At 70.4% G+C, this 14,158-nt stretch carries 13 protein-coding genes and 1 pseudogene; 8 read left to right on the top strand and 6 right to left on the bottom strand.

The features are described 5' to 3' along the window. Positions 1–448 precede the first annotated feature (448 nt). Positions 449–958 (bottom strand): DUF6415 family natural product biosynthesis protein, encoded by a 510-nt coding sequence (locus tag AB0I22_RS06795; protein ID WP_363129575.1) that lies wholly within the window; start codon positions 956–958, stop codon positions 449–451. A gap of 259 nt (positions 959–1,217) precedes the next feature. Here AB0I22_RS06795 and AB0I22_RS06800 point away from each other — a divergent pair, with 259 nt between their 5' ends. The 3 genes and pseudogenes from AB0I22_RS06800 to AB0I22_RS06810 form a co-directional block, all read left to right on the top strand. Continuing rightward, complete coding sequence (locus AB0I22_RS06800) at positions 1,218–2,390, top strand: XRE family transcriptional regulator (RefSeq protein ID WP_363129576.1); 1,173 nt, start codon at positions 1,218–1,220, stop codon at positions 2,388–2,390. Continuing rightward, positions 2,381–2,890, top strand: coding sequence for a GNAT family N-acetyltransferase (locus tag AB0I22_RS06805; RefSeq protein ID WP_363129577.1), 510 nt, complete (start codon positions 2,381–2,383; stop codon positions 2,888–2,890). The genes AB0I22_RS06800 and AB0I22_RS06805 overlap by 10 nt, the downstream gene beginning before the upstream one ends. Positions 2,891–3,059: 169 nt before the next feature. Further along, positions 3,060–3,218: pseudogene (locus AB0I22_RS06810) on the top strand (helical backbone metal receptor); the annotation flags it as partial. Here the strand turns inward: AB0I22_RS06810 and AB0I22_RS06815 are convergent. Then, positions 3,187–4,302 carry a TDT family transporter gene (locus AB0I22_RS06815; protein WP_363129578.1) on the bottom strand — a complete coding sequence of 372 codons (1,116 nt, stop codon included), beginning with the start codon at positions 4,300–4,302 and terminating at the stop codon, positions 3,187–3,189. The pseudogene AB0I22_RS06810 and the gene AB0I22_RS06815 overlap by 32 nt on opposite strands. A gap of 196 nt (positions 4,303–4,498) precedes the next feature. Here AB0I22_RS06815 and AB0I22_RS06820 point away from each other — a divergent pair, with 196 nt between their 5' ends. Beyond that, positions 4,499–5,398, top strand: coding sequence for a LysR family transcriptional regulator (locus AB0I22_RS06820; protein ID WP_363129783.1), 900 nt, complete (start codon positions 4,499–4,501; stop codon positions 5,396–5,398). Positions 5,399–5,481: 83 nt separating this feature from the next. Continuing rightward, positions 5,482–6,033: a hypothetical protein gene (locus tag AB0I22_RS06825; RefSeq protein ID WP_363129784.1), complete on the top strand. Its 552-nt coding sequence runs from the start codon at positions 5,482–5,484 to the stop codon at positions 6,031–6,033. On the opposite strand, the gene AB0I22_RS06830 is transcribed toward AB0I22_RS06825, so the two are convergent. The 4 genes from AB0I22_RS06830 to AB0I22_RS06845 form a co-directional block, all read right to left on the bottom strand. Next, a complete protein-coding gene (locus tag AB0I22_RS06830) occupies positions 6,023–7,066 on the bottom strand; it encodes a methyltransferase (protein ID WP_363129579.1) in 1,044 nt (347 codons plus the stop codon). The genes AB0I22_RS06825 and AB0I22_RS06830 overlap by 11 nt on opposite strands. Positions 7,067–7,309: 243 nt before the next feature. Beyond that, positions 7,310–8,023, bottom strand: a complete 714-nt coding sequence (locus tag AB0I22_RS06835; RefSeq protein WP_363129580.1) for a gamma-glutamyl-gamma-aminobutyrate hydrolase family protein — start codon at positions 8,021–8,023, stop codon at positions 7,310–7,312. A gap of 24 nt (positions 8,024–8,047) precedes the next feature. Further along, the gene (eat, locus tag AB0I22_RS06840; RefSeq protein WP_363129581.1) at positions 8,048–9,550 is read right to left on the bottom strand and encodes an ethanolamine permease; all 1,503 of its coding nucleotides are present in this window, start codon (positions 9,548–9,550) and stop codon (positions 8,048–8,050) included. A 159-nt stretch (positions 9,551–9,709) separates the two neighbouring features. Then, entirely contained in the window at positions 9,710–10,429 is a 720-nt protein-coding gene (locus tag AB0I22_RS06845) for an FCD domain-containing protein (protein WP_363129582.1), read from the bottom strand. Between the two features lie 72 nt (positions 10,430–10,501). On the opposite strand from AB0I22_RS06845, the gene AB0I22_RS06850 reads away from it, so the two are divergent. From AB0I22_RS06850 to AB0I22_RS06860, 3 genes are all read left to right on the top strand, one after another. Continuing rightward, the gene (locus tag AB0I22_RS06850) at positions 10,502–11,890 is read left to right on the top strand and encodes a glutamine synthetase family protein (RefSeq protein ID WP_363129583.1); all 1,389 of its coding nucleotides are present in this window, start codon (positions 10,502–10,504) and stop codon (positions 11,888–11,890) included. 14 nt (positions 11,891–11,904) lie between these two features. Further along, complete coding sequence (locus AB0I22_RS06855) at positions 11,905–13,266, top strand: aldehyde dehydrogenase family protein (RefSeq protein ID WP_363129584.1); 1,362 nt, start codon at positions 11,905–11,907, stop codon at positions 13,264–13,266. Between the two features lie 72 nt (positions 13,267–13,338). Next, positions 13,339–14,124, top strand: coding sequence for a 3-oxoacyl-ACP reductase (locus tag AB0I22_RS06860; RefSeq protein WP_363129585.1), 786 nt, complete (start codon positions 13,339–13,341; stop codon positions 14,122–14,124). The last annotated feature ends 34 nt before the right edge of the window (positions 14,125–14,158 follow it).

Raw genomic sequence — 14,158 nt, forward strand, 5'->3', positions numbered from 1 at the left:
ATCGCGATAGCGGACACGGTGAGAATTACGAAGGCGGGGAAGCCGATACGATCGCTGGTCTTCATGCCGCGCCTCCTGCGGCAGGCGCCTCGCGTCTCACGACCTCGTCACCGAAGATCGTCAAGTGGCCCGCCGGCGGGGGCCAAAGCACGTACACACCCTGATTGCGGAGGAAACGGCGGTGGCCGGACTTCTCGGCATACCGCGCGATCCATTCCGCGAGGGTGGCCGGGGAGGTATTCGGTCCGGACTCCGCGCCGCATTCGATCTCGTCACCGGAGACACACCTAGCGCTGTATTCGGCACACGCAAGTGCATCTGCGACAAGTTTGAATACGGCCTCGGACCCCGGAGAATAAGGGGAGCTGGGCACTGCGCGTCCTCTCTGTAGCCCCGTTGGATTCACGAGCACTCAGGCGAGCGGGGTGAGGGACAGCGCGACTCGTAGTCACTCTTCCGGAGCCGGTCCCCGTAGCGCGTCGTACGCCGTGACCCTCTTCGTCCGGCACGACGAACAGTGCTGCTCGCCTTCTTCGGTTCTGGTCCACCCGTTTGTGTGACTGCAAGGAACGACCGTGCTGCCCATCGCGGTTTGGGTAGCACGGGCCGCTGTTTCGCTCTTCTGGACGAGGAACTGGAGGGTGTATCCGAGGGCCTGTACGTGACTGGCTGCCGACATCAGGCCGTTGCCGAGTCCTTCGCCTAGTTCGTGCGCGATCCTATTCATCCGAGTCTGGTCGTTGTACCACTCCACCGACCCGCGCCACTGGCCATCTACGCGCTTCTGGGCCAGAGGGGTCAAGACCCTGATGTGTCTTACGAGTTCCTGGTGCAATTCGAACAAAACCTCATAAGCGAGAGGCGCCGGCCGCTCAGCTAGAGCGCGGTTGACGACCGTCTTGATCTCTGTGAGATCCACATCGGGGGATCTTGTGATCGTGCGCGGGTCCTGTGTCATACGGCCCTCCTACGTACGGTGGGTTGGTGCTGCGGGCTCCGGGAACCTCATGGTCCGGTGCGGAAAGTAGTCCGCGGCCCCCTCACCGGTTGGTGCGTTCGGTGTCACCAACTCAACGACCATCGAGACCTGGGCGACAGGTGGAACTGAGGGGATCGTCGGCGCATGACCCCGGTGATTTTTACCTTCGGGCTGTCGCCGATCGATCGCGCGGCGCTACTGTCGGGGTGTGACTGGGAACACCAGGTTGGCGGCCCGTATGGCTGAACTGGGCCACTCTCAAGCTGAGTTGGCTCGCTTGATCAACGCGGAGATCGAAGTGTTGACCGGTTCGCTCGGGTGCCTCACCGACCGCGACATTCGGCGCTGGCTCCGCGGCGAAACGGGTTGGCCGCAGGAACGAATCAGAGTTTGCGCTGAAGCGGTCCTTGGGGCGTCGGCCGAGGAGTTGGGATTCATCCCCCGGAGGAAATTTCTCTCCGCTACCGGCGGTACGGCAATAGCTGTTCTAGGGGCGAATGGGGCCAAGCTCGGCATGAGCGACGCTGACCGCTTTCAGGCGGAGTATGAGCGAATCCTTGAGCAGGACTGGCATATAGGAGGCATGCGCACGGTAGAGAACCGGGCTGCTGAACTCTCGCTTCGTGTCCAATCTGCCCTATCCATGGGGGCAACCTCCACTCGTATCCGCAAGCGACTCCACTGTCTTGCCTCGAACGCGTCAAGTTCAGCGGCTTTCGCCGCCATCGACGCCAAATCCCCTAAGCGGGCGCGCACTCACCTGGACCGCGCGGTGACACTCGCTGGCCTCTCAGGGGACAGTGAGACGCAATTCCACGTGTGGAACCATCTCGCCATGACGGCCTGCCAGCGTGAGGATTTTACTGAAGGGGCGGCAGCGGCGGAGGTCATGAAGACGTCTTTCGTTGCCCGTAGGGACCCCCTTTACGCGTCTCTGGCGCACATGCGCACAGCTCGGGCGCTGGCCAGGATGGCGCAGAGGAGCGATTCACTGCGAGCGTTGTCAGCAGCAGAGAAGGCGTTCACGCGAGCGGAAGGCAAGCGCCGTTCAGCATGGCTGAGTTTCTATGACGAAAGCGAGGTGGATGGGCTGACCGCAAGTATCTGGGCTGCGCTGGGGTCTTATGATCGAGCAGAAGCATTCTTCCACCGCACGCTCTCAGGCATCCGGCCCGACATGCTTCGTAACAGGGCTTTGTATTCGGCACATCTGGCGCTGGCTCAGGCAAGCCAAGGGGAGTTGGAGCTTGCTTGTGCTACGGGCCTGCATGCATATGACCTGCTCCCCGCCGGGTCAGGGTCGAAGCGGACCACGGACATGTTGACGAGGCTACGGGGTACTTTGGTGTCGTCAGGATCGAGGGTCCCCGAAGTCGTGGGGTGGATTGAGAGGTCTCGGCAGTGGAGCTGACTCGCTACGGGAGCAAGGATGCGCGGGACGTCCGGACCATGCTTCTGGATATCCATGACGAGGCGTACGCCGGTGACTCTGATGAGTTCCACTCGCGAGGCCGGTTTGCTGAGTTTGTGGACGCCTGGTCCAGCAAAGACACGTGGGCCTGTGTCGTCGGCTTCGAAGACGGCGAACCGGTTGGGTATGCGTACGGCGCACTTTTCAGCCCCGGAGGGTGGTGGCGTGGTGTGGAAGCTCCGTCTTGGTTGACGGCGGATACTCAGGTGTTTGCCTTGTCCGAACTCATGGTCGTACCCAAGTGGCGCAAGACCGGGGCTTCAGCTCAGATCCATGATGCGCTGGTTGAGGACCAGGAAGCTTATGCGGCCACGCTGTTCGTGGACTCGGCTCACCCCAAGGTTGGGTCCCTGTATGAGGGCTGGGGATACCGCAAGATCGCGGAAACGAGGCCCTTTGAAGACGCGCCCCTGTACGCAGTGATGGTCAAGGACCTGTAGTTGCCCCCCGCTGCCCCCGACATCCGATGTCGGGGGTTAATTCGTCCACGCAAGTTGGAGTGTGTGATTCGTGCTGAGGGATGACCGAAGGTGTCCCTGTCCTGTTGGTGGGTGCTCTGACCTGCACCTTTGCGCGCTTTAGCTCTTCCTTTGTGAAGCTGACTCACATGACGAGCCGTACGGCTTCGCGGCGGACGACGGGCCCGAAGCCTTCCCCGCGGCTCTGCCCGTCGCCCTCGTCAGCGGTCGTCATCTCACCTGGTACGGGCCCTCGCTGGCCGAGGCGCCCGCCGTGCTCAGCGCGGCACTGCGAGCAGCGCGCCGCTGAGCACTCCGCGCAGCGTCCGCACCCCGGCGACCAGCCATGCCACGACCAGCACGATGAACAGCGCCACCGCGAGCCAGGTGTAGAAGTGCAGCCCGGTGTGCTTGGCGAGCCCGGCCGCGCCCGTCACGCAGGTGCCGATGGGGAAGGTGAAGCCCCACCAGGTCATCGAGAACTTCATGCCGTTCCGGAAGGCGCGGATCACCGTCGCCGTGGCGATCGCCAGCCACAGCAGTGCGAAGCCCATCACCGGCACGCCGTACAGGACCGCGAAGGGCATCATGGCGTGCGCGTACGTGCCGTCGATCGCGCCGTGCGCCGCGTCGGCGAGGTTGTTGACCGCCGTCGTCGACTGGCCCAGCGGACCGAGCACCAGGAACATCGTCGGGGTCAGGGCCAACGGCAGCGGCCCCTGGTGCACGAGGCGGGCGAAGATGACCGGCAGCATGATGAAGGTGGCGAGCAGGGACAGCCCGAACATCGCGTAGCAGCCCAGCAGCAGCGTCTCCCGCCACTGGCCCGACGGCAGATGGGCGATCAGGGCCGGGCCGCAGGCCGCGGACACCATGGGGGCGACCACCGGCAGAATCCACACCGGCGAGGCCGTGCCCGCGTCGACCTTGTGCCGGGTCACCATCAGATACGGGATGGCGGACGCGGCGACGACCCCGACGGCGGTGCCCGCGATCCACAGCACCGTGTCGACGGCGACGCCCGCCGATACGCCGATGACGTCCGAGCCGACCGAAAGGCTGCCCGCGCCGACGGCGAGCATCGCCATCGACAGACAGCCGTAGAACGGCGCGACCGCCGGGTCGAGGAGGTGCTTGCGCGCCTGGTCGGCGTGGCGGGCCCAGTGCGCGCCGCGCCCCACGAACAGCACGACCAGCAGCAGCGCGCCCAGCGCCCAGACGACCTGGTACGCCGCGCGCAGCCCCCAGAAGTGGACCGGCAGGGCGGCGCCCGCGTTCGCGACGATCGCCGTCCCCATGACGGCCGCGTACCAATTGGGTCCGAGCATGCGGACGGACCCGCGGGGGCGGTTCTCTGAAAGGGGGCGGGAGCGCGGCTGCGCGATGGTGGTCATGGCACCAAGATGCTCCGCTCCTCCGCCGCTCACCAGGGACCTTGTCTCTATGAGGGCATAAGCTGGCTTTATGGGCGACGGGCAGGGCGAGCAGGCGGACACCGAGTCGGGCCGGGAGGGGCGGCGGGGCGCGGCTCCGGGCACCGCTCAGAGCGCGGATCAGGGCGCGGCCGATGCGCCCCCGCACACCGGCCGCCTGGCGCACCGGGTGCCCGACCTCGCCGCGCTGCAACTGCTCCTCGCGGTCGCCCGCCTCGGCAGCCTCGGCCGCGCGGCCCGCGAACTCGGCATCACCCAGCCCGCCGCCAGCAGCCGCATCCGCTCCATGGAGCGGATGCTCGGCGTCTCCCTCGTGGAGCGCTCGCCGCGCGGCTCCACCCTCACCCCGTCCGGGGCGCTCGTCACGGACTGGGCACGGCGCATCGTGGAGGCCGCCGAGGCGTTCGACGTGGGCGCGCAGGCCCTGCGCGGGCGGCGCGACTCGCGGCTGCGGGTGGCGGCCAGCATGACCATCGCCGAGTACCTGCTGCCCGGCTGGCTCATCGCGCTGCGCGGCAACCGCCCGGACACCGCCGTCTCCCTCTTCGCCGGGAACTCCGCGGCCGTAGCCGAACGCATCCTCGGCGGCGCGGCCGACATCGGCTTCGTCGAGGGACTGCGGGTGCCCCCCGGCCTCGACGGCGCCATCATCGGCCACGACCACCTCGTCGTGGTCGTCGCCCCCGCCCACCCCTGGGCCCGCCGACGCACCCCACTCGACCCGGCCGAACTCGCCGCCACCCCCCTGATCCTCCGCGAGCGCGGCTCCGGCACCCGCCAGGTCCTCGACGCGGCCCTCGCCGACCACGGCGGCCTGACCGCCCCCCTCCTCGAACTGGCCTCCACCACCGCCGCCAAGGCCGCCGTCGTCAGCGGCGCCGGCCCCTCGGTCCTCAGCGAACTCGCCGTCGGCGAGGAACTCGCCGCCCACCGCCTCGTCAAGATCCCTGTCGACACAGTCCGCCTCGGCCGCGACCTCCGCGCCGTCTGGCCCACCGGCCAACGCCCGGCGGGCCCGGCCCGCGAGTTGCTGGGGCTGACGCGGGGGAGCGGGTGAGGGGTGAGGCCCCTTGCGGTCACGATCGCCGCGGTTACTCTTCCACCGGCACAACCTGAAGATCGAGCATGACGGGGGAGACCATGAGTCGGCCGCTGCTGTTCCTCGACGTGGACGGGCCGCTCAGCCCCTACGCGGCCGAGCCGGAGTGGTGCCCCAACGGGTACACCACGCTCAGAGTGCCCCGGGACAGTGTGATTCCAGAGGAACACCGAGAACTCTCGCTCCGCTGGCGGCCCCTGCGAGTCCGGCTCGACCCGGAACACGGACCGGCCCTGCTCCGGCTCGACTACGAGCTGTGCTGGGCCACCTCATGGATGGCGGATGCCAACCGGTGGATCGCCCCGGCCTTGGGGCTGCCCGAACTCCCCTTCGTCGACTTCGGCCCTGCCCTGTTCCAAGAGCGCCCCGACGGAGTGCACTGGAAGACGGCGCCCCTCGTGGACTACGCCCGAGGCCGTCCCTTCGCCTGGGTCGACGACGAACAGAGTGATCTGGACCAGGCGTACGTGACCGGCCATCATCACGCGCCCGGCCTGCTGTACCACGTCAATCCGCGGATCGGGCTGTGCGAGGACGACTTCGGGGCTCTCGCCGACTTCGCCCTGTCGCTGGGCAGGGCCGCTACCCCTTGACCCCCACCACCGCACCGTCCGCCCCCGGCGCCGAGAAGCGGACGGTGCGTACGTTCGTGAAGCCGGTTTCGGTCAGCCAGCGCTCGTACTCGCTCGGGGTGTAGTTCTGGCCCCAGGTGCTCACGAGCATGTGGAGGCTCATGAGGGCCGGGAGCAGGGGGCCGTCCTTGGTGTCGTCGACGAGCAGTTCGCTGATGACGATCAGGCCGCCGGGCGGCAGTGCGGCGTGGCACTTGTGGAGGATGGCGCGGTTGGTGGGCTCGTCCCAGTTGTGCATGATCTGGGACAGCAGGACCGCGTCGTGGCCGGTGGGCAGGGCGGCGTCGCGGAGGAAGTCGCCCGGTGTCAGGGAGATCCGGTCGCCGAGGCCGGCCTCTTCGACCCGTTCGCGCGTCAGCTCGCAGACGAAGGGCAGGTCGAGGACGGTGGCGCGCAGGTCCGGGTAGCGGCGGCAGAGTTCGATGTCGTACGCGGCGGCACCGCCCCCGACGTCCAGCAGCCGCCGTACCCCGCCGAGGCCCAGGACCTCGGCGAGGGCTCGGGCGCTCGGGGCCGACAGGGCGTACATCGAGGACCAGTAGGTCTTCTTCAGCAGCGCGTCCTGGGCGTCGAACATCGACTCCTTGGCCCGCGGGTCGAAGTTGGTGGGGACGTTTCCGGCCACGGCCTCGTCCAGCCGCATCCAGCCCGCGTAGCGGTGGTCGAAGGAGAGCACGGCGTCGCCGAAGTACTCCGGGCGGCCCCGCACCAGATAGGTCTCGGCCTCCGGTGTGTTGGCGTAGCCCTCGTCCTCGCGCACCAGCAGGCCCAGCCCGGCGCAGGCCGTGAGCAGCAGTTCCGCGGGGCGTTCCGCGATGCCGTGCCGGGCGGCCACCTCGGCGACCGGGAGGCCGGGGGCGGCGGACAGGTCGGAGAACAGGTCCATCCGGGTGGCGACGGCGAGCGCCTTCGCCGCCCAGAGTCCGGACACGATGTCCATCAGCCGGTGGGGCGGGGCGGGGGTGCCCGGGTCCGTCACGGCGTCCTCCTCCATGGCGTCCTCCTCGCGCTGGGCCGGGGGCCGGGGCCGGAGATCGGGCCCCGGGGGCGGTGGCCGGAATATGACGGCCTCCATGCCCCCAGTGGATCAGCCCTCGGCCGCCGCCACCAGCGCGGGCACTTATCCGGTCGCCGCCGCCGGCGCGGACGTCATCCGGGCCCCTGCCGCCAGCGTCGGCATCACCCTGCCGCCGCCACCGGCACGGATCTCACCCTGCCGCCGCCACCGGCACGGATCTCACCCGGCCGCCCCCACCAGCGCCGACATCACCCGGACGTCGTCCCCCGCCTCCGGATGCCACTGCACGGCCAGCGCGAAGCCCCGCGCCCCCGGCAGCTCCACCGCCTCCACCGTGCCGTCCTGCGCGTACGCGCTCGGTACGAGCCCCGCCCCCAGCCGGTCCGCCGCCTGGTGGTGGAAGGTCGGCACCGACACCTCCTCCGGCAGGGCCGCCGCGAGCATCGTGCCGGGCACCGGCTTCACCGCGTGCCGGGCGAAGACTCCGGGCGGCCCGCTGTGGCCGCCGTGCCCGACCACGTCGAGCAGATGCTGTACGAGCGTGCCGCCCAGCGCCACATTGAGCAGCTGGAGCCCCCGGCAGATGCCCAGCAGCGGTGTGCCCCGGTCCAGGGCGGCCGCGATGAGGGCGAGTTCCCAGGCGTCGCGTTCCGGCGCGGGCGGCCCGGTCTCGGGGCGGCGTTCGGCTCCGTAGCGCTCCGGGTCCACGTCCGGCCCGCCCGAGATCACCAGGCCGTCCAGGCGCGCCACCACCGCGTCCGCCGCCGCCGGAGCGTCCGGGGGCAGCAGTGCGGCGAGCCCGCCCGCGCGCTGTACGAGCCGGTGGTATCCGACGGGCAGTACCGCCGCCGGGAGCTGCCACACGCCCCAGCGCACGGGGTCCTCCAGGTAGGTGCTGACGCCGATCAGGGGGCCGGTCACGATGTCCTCCATCTGCTCTCAAGCTGCTTCAAGCGATTACGTGCGGTCCAGCTCCGCCTCGGCCTCCGCCAGCGCCGCGAACTCCTCCTCCGGGGCCGAGGCCACCAGCCGGTGCCGGGAGTAGAAGGCGAAGTAGCACAGGGCCACCGCGTACACCCCCAGCGCGATGAACGCCGCGTCCTTGTCCACCAGGAACGTCGCGGCCAGCGCGGAGCAGGCCAGCACGAAGGCGGCGGAGGAGGTGAGAATGCCGCCGGGCGTGCGGTACGGGCGCGTCAGCCCCGGCTCGCGGCGGCGCAGCACGATGTGGGAGAGCGACATCAGCGCGTACGAGATGGTGGCCCCGAACACCGCGACGTTGAGCATCCGCGCGCCGTCCCCGGTCGCCGCGGCCAGCGCGAAGCCGAGCACGCCGGGCACCAGCAGTCCCAGGTAGGGGGCCTTGCGGCGGCTGGTGAGGGAGAGGAAGCGGGGGAGGTAGCCGGCCCGTGAGAGCGCGAAGAGCTGGCGCGAGCCGGCGTAGATGAGGGAGAAGAAGGAGGCCACCAGGCCGGCCAGTCCCGCGTAGTTGACGATGCGGCTCAGGGTGGTGGCGTGGCCGTCCGGCTGGAGGGCCGCGACCAGCGGATTGCCCGCGTCCTTCATGGCGTTCGCGCCGCCCGCGCCCGTCGAGGCGAGGAAGGTGAGCAGCGCGAGGAGCAGCAGGACGCAGATCGAGGTGGCCATCGCCTTCGGCAGCGTACGCGCCGGGTCCCGCGTCTCCTCGGCGGCCAGCGGCACGCCCTCGACGCCGAGGAAGAACCACATGCCGAACGGGAACGCCGACCAGATGCCCAGAATCCCGAACGGCAGCCAGGAGCCCGCGCCCAGGGCGTCCGTGTGCACCGGGATGTCGGTCAGGCGGCCCGCGTCGAAGTCGGTGAACGCGCCGACGGCGAAGACGAGGAGGGCGGCGACGGCGATGCCGGTGACGACGAAGCTGAAGCGCAGCGCCTCGCCGACGCCCCACAGGTGGATGCCGATGAAGACGGCGAAGCAGGCGAGGTAGACGGGCCAGCCGGAGGTGAGGCCGAACAGGTGCAGGGACTCCACGTAGTCGCCGATGAAGATGGAGATGGCGGCGGGCGCCAGCACGTACTCGATGAGGATCGCGGTGCCGGTCAGGAAGCCGCCCCAGGGGCCCAGGGCGCGGCGGGCGAAGCCGTAGCCGCCGCCCGCGGTGGGCAGTACGGAGGCCAGTTCGGCGAGCGAGAAGACCATGCAGGTGTACATCAGGCCCATCAGCACGGCGGCGACCGCGAGGCCGCCGAAGCCGCCGTGCGCCAGGCCGAAGTTCCAGCCCGAGTAGTCGCCGGAGACGACGTAGGCCACGCCGAGGCCGGTCAGCAGCAGCGGTCCGGCGCTGCCGCGGCGCAGCGCGCGCTTCTCCAAGTACGCGCCGTCGGGGGAGGCAGGGGAGGCAGGAGAGGCGGGGGAGCCGTGGGAGCGGGCGGCAGGCGGTGCGGTGGGGGACTCCGTGCGATCGGGCCGATCGGGCATGAACCGCTCCTGCCTGCGAGGGTTAAGGTTTGAGCCCATACCTTTGTCGCGGTGGCGGCCGGAAAGCAACCCTCTTGCGCCGGGCAATCCGCCGGGCAATCCGCCGGGCGATCCGCCGGGGAGCGGCCCCGCGATCCTCCGGGACGTACCCGGGCTCCCTCAGCTGAGAAACCCCCGCAGCAGCGCCGCCGTCCCGCAGCAGTGCTCCCGCATCACCTCGCGCGCGCCGTCCGCGTCCCCGTCCAGCACCGCCTCCACCAGCGCGGCGTGCTGCCGCTGCGAGTGCTCCAAGTTCCGTACCAGCAGCGGGATGCAGTCCAGCAGGTCGTTGACCGTCGCCCGCACCGCCGCGTACTGCGCGGCCAGCGTCGCCGACCCCGAGACGTCCGCCAGCGTCAGATGCAGCATCGTGTCGAGCCGCCGGTAGTCCGCCAGCGGCGCGTCGTGCGTCGCGTCCAGCGCCGCCCGCAGCCGCGCCGCCTGCTCCGGCGCCAGCCCGTGGGACGCGCACAGCCCGGCCGCGCCCACCTCCAGCACCTCCCGGAAGCGCAGCGTGTCCTCCACGTCCACCGCCACCAGCCGCCGCCGCAGCTCCTCCGCGCCGGTGGACTCGGCACGGGCCCGTACGAACGTGCCGCCGTACCGGCCGCGCCGGCTCTCCACCAGCCCCTGGTCCTGAAGCACCTTCAGCACCTCGCGCAGCGTCACCCGGCTGATGTGCAGCCGCTCCGCCAGCTCGCGTTCGGCAGGCAGTCGCTCGCCGTGCGGCACCAGGCCCAGCCGGACGACCTGGAGTATCTGCTCCAGCGCCTCCTCGAAGCCGCTGCCCGCCCGCACCGGCCGCAGCACCGCCGCGAGACGATCCTCCGCGCCGTTCATCGAGCCCCCTTCCCAACCAATGGTCTACCGGCCTACCTTATGACTCCGGTTGCGCAGACAGGAGGCCATCCCGTGGCAGACCGCACGCCCCCGCTCCCGGTCGACGAGCTGCGCGGGCTCGTCGACGCCGGGGAGATCGACACTGTCGTCCTCGCCTTCACCGATATGCAAGGACGGCTCCAGGGCAAGCGGTTCGCGGCCCGCTTCTTCCTCGACGACGCGCTGGAGCACGGCACCGAGGGCTGCAACTACCTCCTCGCCGTCGACACCGACATGAACACCGTCGACGGCTACGCCATGTCCTCCTGGGACCGCGGCTACGGCGACTTCGCGATGCGCCCCGACGTCTCCACGCTGCGCCGCACCCCCTGGAACCCGGCCACCGCCCTGATCACCGCCGACCTCGTCTGGCACGACGGCTCACCCGTCGCCGCCTCGCCCCGGCAGATCCTCCGCCACCAGCTCGACCGCCTCCGCCAGGCGGGTCTGGAGCGCACGGGCAGCGGCTGGAGCGCGTACGCGGGCACCGAGCTGGAGTTCATGGTCTTCAACGACACGTACGAGGACGCCTGGACCCGCGGCTACCGCGGCATGCACCCCGCCAACCAGTACAACGTCGACTACTCCGTCCTCGGCACCGGCCGCGTCGAGCCCCTGCTGCGCCGCATCCGCAACGAGATGGGCGCGGCCGGCATGACCGTCGAGTCCGCCAAGGGCGAGTGCAACCTCGGCCAGCACGAGATCGCCTTCCGCTACGACGAGGCCCTCGTCACCTGCGACCAGCACTCCGTCTACAAGACCGGCGCCAAGGAGATCGCAGCCCAAGAGGGCAGGGCGCTCACCTTCATGGCCAAGTACGACGAGCGCGAGGGCAACTCCTGCCACATCCACCTCTCGCTCCGCGACGAGGCCGGGCGGCCCGTCATGGCCGGCGACGACGGCCCGTACGGCATGTCGCGGACCATGGAGCACTTCCTCGCCGGACAGCTCGCCGCCCTGCGCGACTTCACCCTGCTGTACGCGCCCAACATCAACTCCTACAAGCGGTTCCGCCCCGGCTCCTTCGCCCCGACCGCCGTCGCCTGGGGCCCCGACAACCGCTCCTGCGCGCTGCGCGTCGTCGGCCGCGGCCACGCCCACCGCTTCGAGAACCGGCTGCCCGGCGGCGACGTCAACCCCTACCTCGCCGTCGCCGGCATGGTCGCCGCCGGACTGCACGGCATAGAGGCGGAGCTGGAGCTCCCCGAGGCGTGCACCGGCAACGCCTACGCGGGCGACGCCGCACACGTCCCGGTGACCCTGCGCGAGGCCGCCGACCTGTGGTCCGCCAGCCCCCTCGCCCGCGCCGCCTTCGGCGACGAGGTGGTCGAGCACTACCTCCACGCGGCGCGCGTGGAACAGGACGCCTACGACACCGCCGTGACGGACTGGGAGCGATTCCGCTCCTTCGAGCGCATGTGAGGAAACGGAACGACGTGCACGAGCACCAGGTACTCAACCCCGCCACCGAAGAGGTCATCGCCACCGTCCTCGCCTCCACCGCCGAGGACGTCGAAGCCGCCGTCGTACGGGCCGACCGCACGCAGCGCGCCTGGGCGGCCCTCGCCCCCGGCGACCGCGCCCGGCAGCTGCGCCGCTTCGCCGCGACCGTCGACGCGCACATCGAGGAGCTGACCCGCCTGGAGGTCCAGGAGGCCGGCCACCCCATCGGCAACGCCCGCTGGGAGGCCGGCAACGTCCGCGACCTCCTCGACTACGCGGCCGGCGGCGCCGAGCGGCTGATCGGCGCCCAGATCCCCGTCGACGGCGGGCTGAACGTCACCTTCCACGAGCCGCTCGGCGTCATCGCCGTCATCGCCCCGTGGAACTTCCCCATGCCGATCGCCGCCTGGGCCACCGCCCCCGCGCTCGCCGCGGGCAACGCCGTCCTCCTCAAACCCGCCGAGACCACCCCGCTCACCGCGCTCCGGCTGGCCGAACTCGCCCTGGAGGCCGGGCTCCCCGAAGGGCTCTTCCAGGTCCTGCCCGGGGCCGGATCCGTCGCGGGCGCGGCCCTCGTCCGCCACCCCGGCGTCGCCAAGGTCGTCTTCACCGGCTCCACCGCCGTCGGCAAGCAGATCATGGCCGAGTGCGCCGCACGGGTGAAGCGGGTGACCCTCGAACTCGGCGGCAAGAGCCCCAACATCGTCTTCGCCGACGCCGACCTCGAACAGGCCGCCGCTGCCGCCCCCGGCTCCTTCCTCGACAACACCGGCCAGGACTGCTGCGCCCGCAGCCGCATCCTCGTCCAGCGCGACGCCTATGACCGCTTCATGGAGCTGCTGGAGCCCGCCGTCCGCGCCTTCACCGTCGGCGACCCGGCCGACCCCGCCACCCGGATGGGCCCGCTGATCTCCGCCGCGCACCGGGAGCGCGTACGGGCGTACGTACCCGAGTCCGCCCCCGCCGCCATCCGCGGCGAGGCCCCCGACGGCAAGGGGTTCTGGTACCCGGCGACCGTCCTGGAGGCCGCGCCCGGCGACCGGACGGCGACCGAGGAGATCTTCGGGCCCGTCGCCGTCGTCCTCCCCTTCGAGGACGAGGCCGACGCCGTCCGCATCGCCAACGCCACCGACTACGGCCTCTCCGGCTCGATCTGGACCCGCGACCTGGGCCGCGCGCTGCGCGTCTCGCGCGCCGTCGAGGCGGGGAACCTGTCCGTCAACTCGCACAGCAGCGTGCGCTACTCGACCCCGTTCGGCGGCTACAAGCAGTCCGGGCTCGGCCGGGAGCTGGGCCCGGACGCCCTCGCCGCCTTCACCGAGACCAAGAACGTCTTCCTGAACACCGACGCCTGAACACCGGTGCCTGAACACCGGTGCCTGAGCGGCGCCCGAGCAGTGACGCCCGACCACGATGGAGGAAAGCAAGTGAGCGACCAGACCCCCGTGTGCCGCCGCCTGGTGGGCCGTACCGCCGTCATCACCGGAGCCGGCAGCGGCATCGGGCTGGCCACCGCGCGCCGCCTCGCCTCCGAGGGCGCGAACGTCGTCGTCGCCGACATCGACGAGAACACCGGCAAGGCGGCGGCCGAGGAGGTCGGCGGACTCTTCGTCAAGGTCGACGTCACCGACCCCGAGCAGGTGGAGGCGGTCTTCAGGACCGCCCACGACACGTACGGCTCGGTCGACGTCGCCTTCAACAACGCGGGCATCTCGCCGCCCGACGACGACTCCATCCTCACCACCGGCCTCGACGCCTGGAAGCGCGTCCAGGAGGTCAACCTCACCTCCGTCTACCTCTGCTGCAAGGCTGCCCTCCCCTATATGCGCGAGCAGGGCAGGGGCTCCATCATCAACACGGCCTCCTTCGTGGCCGTGATGGGCGCCGCCACCTCGCAGATCAGCTATACGGCCTCCAAGGGCGGCGTGCTGTCCATGTCCCGCGAGCTCGGCGTGCAGTTCGCCCGCGAGGGCATCCGGGTCAACGCGCTGTGCCCCGGCCCGGTCAACACGCCGCTGCTGAAGGAACTGTTCGCCAAGGACCCCGAGCGCGCCGCGCGCCGCCTCGTCCACGTCCCGGTGGGCCGTTTCGCGGAGCCCGAGGAGATCGCGGCCGCCGTCGCCTTCCTCGCGAGCGACGACTCCTCCTTCGTCAACGCGGCCGAATTCCTCGTCGACGGCGGAATCGCGGGCGCTTATGTAACGCCCATGTAAGGTCCATGATCAACACCGAAAACCGGCTGTTCGG

The organism is Streptomyces sp. NPDC050610, from assembly GCF_040654875.1.
Classification (GTDB): Bacteria; Actinomycetota; Actinomycetes; order Streptomycetales; family Streptomycetaceae; genus Streptomyces.

What these genes read in the sequence shown, in the direction of transcription:
- AB0I22_RS06795 (WP_363129575.1), bottom strand. Translation starts at nt 958, where the DNA reads ATGACACAGGACCCGCGCACGATCACAAGATCCCCCGATGTGGATCTC.
- AB0I22_RS06800 (WP_363129576.1), top strand. Translation starts at nt 1,218, where the DNA reads ATGGCTGAACTGGGCCACTCTCAAGCTGAGTTGGCTCGCTTGATCAAC.
- AB0I22_RS06815 (WP_363129578.1), bottom strand. Translation starts at nt 4,302, where the DNA reads ATGACCACCATCGCGCAGCCGCGCTCCCGCCCCCTTTCAGAGAACCGC.
- AB0I22_RS06825 (WP_363129784.1), top strand. Translation starts at nt 5,482, where the DNA reads ATGAGTCGGCCGCTGCTGTTCCTCGACGTGGACGGGCCGCTCAGCCCC.
- AB0I22_RS06830 (WP_363129579.1), bottom strand. Translation starts at nt 7,066, where the DNA reads ATGGAGGAGGACGCCGTGACGGACCCGGGCACCCCCGCCCCGCCCCAC.
- AB0I22_RS06835 (WP_363129580.1), bottom strand. Translation starts at nt 8,023, where the DNA reads ATGGAGGACATCGTGACCGGCCCCCTGATCGGCGTCAGCACCTACCTG.
- eat (WP_363129581.1), bottom strand. Translation starts at nt 9,550, where the DNA reads ATGCCCGATCGGCCCGATCGCACGGAGTCCCCCACCGCACCGCCTGCC.
- AB0I22_RS06845 (WP_363129582.1), bottom strand. Translation starts at nt 10,429, where the DNA reads ATGAACGGCGCGGAGGATCGTCTCGCGGCGGTGCTGCGGCCGGTGCGG.